Genomic DNA, 5442 nt, shown 5'->3' with positions numbered 1-5442 from the left:
ATAGGCTGGGTGTGGAAGTGCAGTAATGCATTAAGCTAACCAGTACTAATTGCCCGTACGGCTTGTCCCTATAACCTTGGTAGGATATAGACAAGTCAGGAATACAGCTGCAGTTTGTTGATACAGCTATCCCAAGAATAAAAAAACTACTTCTTCCAGATTCAGAGTTTTTGACCAGTTGGTCAAAGACTCGTACAAGTCAAAGCCTGATGACCATAGCAAGTCGGTCCCACCCCTTCCCATCCCGAACAGGACCGTGAAACGACTTTGCGCCGATGATAGTGCTGCAACCAGTGTGAAAGTAGGTTATCGTCAGGCTAGTTATAAGAAAAAACCCGCAGAGTGATCTCTGCGGGTTTTTTGCGTTTGTACGTTGGGTATTCGAGCGGTATCGCATCGAGCGTAAGCTATCTCTGCGCGACGGAATTGGGCCCCGGCCTTCGCCGGGGCGACGGTTCATAGGGCGCGTGTTGTGAACGATGGAGTGGGCCTGCACACATAGCACCGTCGCACCCGCGAAGGCAGGTGCCCAAGTTGACCTTGCATTCAGTCCCGCCCTTACGCCCCAGCACTGTCGCTGAGCTTCTTACGCAGTTCAACCAGCTGGTCGCGCAGGCTCGTCACTTCCTCCACCGAGCACTGGCTGGCGCACAGCACGTCTGGCACGACGCCTTCGGCTTGCTTGCGCAGGGCCTGGCCATGTTCGCTCAAGCTGATGATGACCTGCCGCTCGTCATGGCGGGCGCGGACGCGTTGGAGCAGTCCCTGCGCTTCCATGCGCTTGAGCAGGGGAGTAAGCGTCGCGGAGTCCAGGAACAGGCGCTCCCCGATCGCGGAAACCGTCAGCTCGTCCTGCTCCCACAACACCATCATCACCAGGTACTGCGGATAGGTCAGCCCGAGTTTCGGCAGCAGGCCGCGATAGACGCGCATCATGGCGAGCGAGGTCGAGTACAGGGCGAAGCACAGTTGCTTGTCCAGTGCCAGCGCGTCGGCGGGGGAGGGGGAAGTCGTTTTCATCGAACCAATATAGATCGCACACGAGCCAATTGCAAGCGATGCGCCTGCCTTCTCCTCGGCAAGAATGTCATGCAATATAAATAACGGACCCCAGGAACGCATTTCGTCCGCGCGTTCCTGCATTTCGTCGCACAAGCCCTTTTGATAGAGGCCGTTCGGAATACGATCTCCCGATCAAAACGAGAAAGGGATGGCCATGGAACACCCGACAGTACCAACGGAACTCACACCCGTCGCAAACAACGAACGGATACAGGCGCTCGACGTCGTGCGCGGCTTCGCGCTCATCGGCATCCTCATGATGAACGTCGAGTTCTTCAACCGCGCTACGGCCGATATCGGCAACGGCATCCCGGCCGGCCTCACGGGCGCCAATTTCTGGGTCAGCTACTTCGTCCAGTATTTCGTTACCGGTAAATTCTGGACCATCTTCTCGCTGCTGTTCGGCATGGGCTTCGCGGTGATGCTCACCCGCGCCGAACGCGCCGGACGCGGTTTCGTCGTTCCCTACATGCGCCGCATCGCCGCGCTGGCCGCCTTCGGGATCATGCACCATATCTTCCTGTTCGCCGGCGACATCCTGGTCAGCTACTCGGTTGCCGCGGTTGCACTGCTGATCGTGCTCTACGGCCGGGCCAAGTGGATCCTGCTGGCGATGGCACTGTGCATCGCCGGTGGCATCGTCTTCGACATGAAGTGGCTGTTCGGCCAAGCCGCTGGCCTGGCCTTCTTCGGCGTCGTCGCATGGTGGCTGCGCGGCGAGCAGCGCATGAAGCGCTTCGGCAAGCCGCCCGTGATTGCCTTCATCCTGATGCTCATCGGCCTGCTCCTGATGCTCGGCGGCGCAGCTGCCTGGGCTGCGCCCAACGTGCCGAAAGAGGCGCGTATCGGCCTGCCCATCCTCGGCTTCGCCCTGTTCGCCCTTGGCTTCCTGACCAAGCGCCATCATGCGGACAAGCCGGGCCGCGCCTGGCGCCTCGGCGTCGGCATCTACTGCTTCTCGTTCTTCATGATGACGGCGGCAGGCGCATCGATGTACTTCCTGCCGGAGAAGCCAGTCGCCGCGGTGACCAAGGAACAGATCAAGAAGGAGAAAGAGCAGACTGCCGAGCGGGAAAAAATGCGCAAGGAGCGTGAAGAGCGCGTCAAGAAAGAGACCGCGGTGCTCAGCAAAGGCAGCTATAGCGAAGCGGTCGCCCTGCGCGCCGAGGCTTTCCCCGAGCAGGCCGCAGGTGAAGTCGGCTTCGCCACGATCCTGGTCGGCATGTTCCTGATCGGTACCTGGTTCGTGCGTTCCGGTGTAATGGAAAAGGCGCAGGCCCATCTGCCGCTGTTCCGCAAGCTGGCCCTGTTCGGCCTGCCGATCGGCATCGGCATGGGCCTGATCGCCTCGGCCATCGCCACGCATCCAACCCCGGGTTCACACGGCGCCGATGGCTTCCAGTTCGCCATGGGCCTGCAAATGCTGGGCAACCTGCCGGCCTCGCTCGGCTATGTCAGCCTGGTGATCCTGATGCTGTACAGCGCTTCGCCACTGAACAAGGTGAGCGTGCTGGCGCCCTTCGGCCGCATGGCACTGACGAACTACCTGACCCAGTCGCTGGTGGCGTCGACCTTCTTCTTCGGCTACGGCTTCGGCAACTGGGGCATCTCGCGGATCGACCAGATGCTGTTCGTGGTGGTGCTTGCCGCGGCGCAGATCGTGTTTAGCCATGTGTGGCTGTCGCGCTTCCGTTACGGCCCGGTCGAGTGGCTGTGGCGCGCCATCACCTACTGGACCATCCCGCCGATGCGCATTGGCGCCTCCGCACCAGCGGCCGCAGTGGCGAAGCCCGCGTGAGGGCTGGGGTCTGGATCGGCGCGGCGCTGCTGGCTTGTGCCGCGTTTCCGGCCGCTGCGCAGCCGGTCGAGGTGGCTGGCCTCGGCCAGCCGGCGCGCATCCTGGTCGACCAGTGGGGCGTACCGCATATCTACGCCGCAAGCCAGGACGACGCCTTCTTCGTCCAGGGCTTCAACGCGGCGCGCGACCGCCTGTTCCAGATCGACCTGTGGCGTCGCCGCGGCCTGGGCGAACTGGCCTCGGTCTTCGGTCCTTCCTACCTCGAGCAGGACCGCGCTGCGCGCCTGTTCCTGTACCGCGGCGGCATGGAACCTGAATGGGCGGCCTACGGCAAGGATGCGCAGCGCACCAGTACGCGCTTCGTCGCCGGCATCAACGCTTACATTGACCTCATTGCGCGCAAGCCGGAACTGCTCCCCTTCGAATTCCGCCAGCTTGGCTACACGCCTGCGAAGTGGCGTCCGGAAGACGTGGTGCGCATCCGCAGCCATGGCCTGACGCGTAACCTGACCCAGGAATTCGCCCGCTCGCGCGTGGTGTGCCGGGCCGGCCTCGCTGCCGACGCGGTGCGTGCGCAGCTGTCGCCCGCTTGGACCACCCGCGTGCCCGAAGGCCTCGACCCCTGCCTGCCGGACAACGCGCTCGAGGTGTTCCACCTCGCCACCGAAAACGTGCGCTTCGAGCGCGGCGCATTGCAGGCATCGCGCGTGCTGCCGAACGAAGAAACGCTGGAGGGCAGCAATAACTGGGTCGTCGCGCCATCGCGCACGGCGACCGGCCGGCCGATCCTGGCGAACGACCCGCACCGCGCCTACGGGGCGCCGTCGCTGCGCTACATCGTGCACCTCAGCGCGCCCGGCCTGGACGTCATCGGCGCAGGCGAGCCTGCGCTGCCGGGCGTGTCGATCGGGCATAACGGCAAGGTCGCATTCGGGCTGACGATCCTGAGCATCGACCAGGAAGACCTGTACGTCTACGAGACCAATCCGGCCAACCCGCAGCAGTATCGGTACAAAGGGGGCTGGGAAGACTTCCGCGTGCTGCGCGAGAAGGTCGATGTGCGTGGCCGGCCGTCAGCAACGGCAGAAATGCGCTTCACCCGCCATGGCCCGGTGATTTACCAGGACGCCGGCAAGCGCCTCGCACTCGCGGTGCGCACCGCATGGAACGCGCCCGGCATGGCGCCTTACTTCGGCAGCATCGACTACATGAAGGCGCAGGACTTCCCGCAGTTCCGGCGCGCGATGGAACGCTGGGGCGCGCCGACCGAAAACCAGGTGTACGCCGACACGGCCGGGAATATCGGCTGGGTCGCCGGCGGCCTGGCGCCGGTGCGACCCAACTGGGATGGGCTGATGCCGGTGCCGGGCGACGGCCGCTACGAGTGGAAGGGATTCCTCGACGGCGCCAAGCTGCCCTACGTGCTCAATCCGAAGAAGGGCTGGTACGCCTCGGCCAACGAGATGAACCTGCCGCCGGGCTTCCCCTACAAGGAGCACAAGCTCGGTTTCGAATGGCCTGACAATGCACGTGCGCGGCGCATCGCCGAGGTGTTGTCCAGGACGCCCAAGGCGAGCATGGAAGACATGCAGCGGCTGCAGAACGACGTGGTGTCGCTGAACGCGCGCCGTCTGGTCGCCGTACTCAAGCCTTTGTCGTCGCCCGACCGCAAGACGCAAGCCGCCTTGCGCATGCTGGCCGCATGGGACGGTAAGGAGAGCGCGTCGTCGGCGGCCGCGGCCTTGTACGAGGTATGGTGGTCGCGCCACCTGGGTACTGCCTTCAAGGTCGCCGTGCTGTCGCCGGATGCGGCCATCGCCATGGATGCGCCGCATGCCAGCGTGCTGCTCGAATCGCTGGAACAGCCGGCGAAACGGTTTGGTGCGGATGCCATCCGGCGGCGCAACGAGGTGTTGACGAGCAGTCTCGCCGCAGCATGGGCAGAGATGGAGCGGCTGCAGGGACCCAATCCGAAGCGCTGGCAGTGGGGCAAGCTGCACTTCAGCTATTTCGTGCATCCGATGGCCCCGATTCTCGACAATGCCGGCCGCGCGCAGGTGAATGTCGGGCCGCTGCCGCGCGGGGGAGGGGCCTACACCGTCAATGTGTCGAGCTACCACGCGGACAGCTTCTGGCAGGCGCACGGTCCTTCGTTCCGCATGGTGCTGGACGTGGGCAATTGGGATAACTCGCGTGCGATCAATACCCCGGGTCAATCCGGTGATCCAGCCAGTCCGCATTACCGCGATCTCGCCACCAGTTGGGCCGAGGGAAAATATTTCCCGTTGCTGTATTCGCGGGAAGCGGTCGAGAAAGCGGCGAAGCAGGTGATCGAACTGCGGCCGCACCGTTGAAAAGAAGTCCTTGCAAGCCTGCCACGGCTTTGCTATAGTTCGCCTCCGCTTCGGGAGGGCTGCAAGGCACTGATCGAAAAACGTTAACGTAATCAAGTGCTTACGGTAACGAGGTCAGCAGAGAAATCTGCAGCGAAGCGAACGAGGGGTTGACGAGTTAAGCGAAACACTGCATAATCTCACTTCTCTGCTGCTGACGAACACAACGCTTCGCCAGATACAGCAAGG

General features: G+C 63.0%; 3 protein-coding genes and 1 rRNA gene. 3 read left to right on the top strand and 1 reads right to left on the bottom strand.

Annotated elements, in window-relative coordinates; translation table 11 throughout:
- Nucleotides 1-205: 205 nt before the first annotated feature.
- Nucleotides 206-318: ribosomal RNA gene (rrf, locus tag BM031_RS24795) — 5S ribosomal RNA — on the top strand.
- Nucleotides 319-558: 240 nt separating this feature from the next.
- On the opposite strand, the gene BM031_RS24790 is transcribed toward rrf, so the two are convergent.
- Nucleotides 559-1020 carry a MarR family winged helix-turn-helix transcriptional regulator gene (locus tag BM031_RS24790; protein ID WP_091877617.1) on the bottom strand — a complete coding sequence of 154 codons (462 nt, stop codon included), beginning with the start codon at nucleotides 1018-1020 and terminating at the stop codon, nucleotides 559-561.
- 196 nt (nucleotides 1021-1216) lie between these two features.
- Here BM031_RS24790 and BM031_RS24785 point away from each other — a divergent pair, with 196 nt between their 5' ends.
- Entirely contained in the window at nucleotides 1217-2860 is a 1644-nt protein-coding gene (locus BM031_RS24785) for a DUF418 domain-containing protein (RefSeq protein WP_177207898.1), read from the top strand.
- Nucleotides 2857-5214, top strand: a complete 2358-nt coding sequence (locus tag BM031_RS24780) for a penicillin acylase family protein (protein WP_091877619.1) — start codon at nucleotides 2857-2859, stop codon at nucleotides 5212-5214. The genes BM031_RS24785 and BM031_RS24780 overlap by 4 nt, the downstream gene beginning before the upstream one ends.
- Nucleotides 5215-5442: the final 228 nt, after the last annotated feature.

It is taken from the genome of Massilia yuzhufengensis (genome assembly GCF_900112225.1).
Classification (GTDB): domain Bacteria; phylum Pseudomonadota; class Gammaproteobacteria; order Burkholderiales; family Burkholderiaceae_D; genus Telluria; species Telluria yuzhufengensis.
The sequence above is the reverse complement of the archived record's forward strand: the minus strand, read 5'-3'. Positions and strand labels throughout refer to the sequence as shown.

Excerpts from the sequence above, each read along its gene's own strand:
- BM031_RS24790 (WP_091877617.1), bottom strand. The coding sequence starts at position 1,020 with ATGAAAACGACTTCCCCCTCCCCCGCCGACGCGCTGGCACTGGACAAG.
- BM031_RS24785 (WP_177207898.1), top strand. The coding sequence starts at position 1,217 with ATGGAACACCCGACAGTACCAACGGAACTCACACCCGTCGCAAACAAC.